Annotated in this window: 1 pseudogene; it reads right to left on the reverse strand. The window is 48.5% G+C overall.

The window, feature by feature from the left end:
- Window positions 1-431: pseudogene (locus tag J0A69_RS22405) on the reverse strand (hypothetical protein); the annotation flags it as partial.
- Between the last annotated feature and the right edge of the window lie 74 nt (window positions 432-505).

Genomic DNA, 505 nt, shown 5'->3' on the forward strand with positions numbered 1-505 from the left:
ATCGCATATTCCACACCATTGACCAATTGAACAAACTCCACACTGAGCACAAAAACATAGTGGGTTCCACTCAGCTGAGTCTTGTCCACTGTCAGCGTCTGTGAAAGAGCCGGGTCCAAAATGGAAACCGAGCCTGTACCTCCGCTGAAGACGGATCGGGTTCCCAGATCAAAATCTACTCCTACTCCCGTAGCAGTAATCTTGTAATGGGTGGCACCATTTGGAATCGCGATCATATCCTGAGGAGTAAAAGCGGGAAGTGTAAGTTCCCATGCTGCCGGCGTATCATTGATTCCCAACTCAAAGAATAGGGTGCTTCCCAAAGAGGATCCTGCATTCATTTCCAGATCCTTGAGAAGATTCCAGTCTCCTTCTTTCACTCTTCTGTCCCCCCTCACGTTGACCAGGTCTGATTTAAGAACCTGCATCATGGATTGGGTAATTCGAAGATTCAGTCGCTTGTCTCCGATCTGGGAGATCACCGGTCTCAAGGCATCTCTCAGCA

Origin of the sequence: Algoriphagus pacificus (genome assembly GCF_017254845.1) — a bacterium.
Taxonomy (GTDB): Bacteria; Bacteroidota; Bacteroidia; order Cytophagales; family Cyclobacteriaceae; genus Algoriphagus; species Algoriphagus pacificus.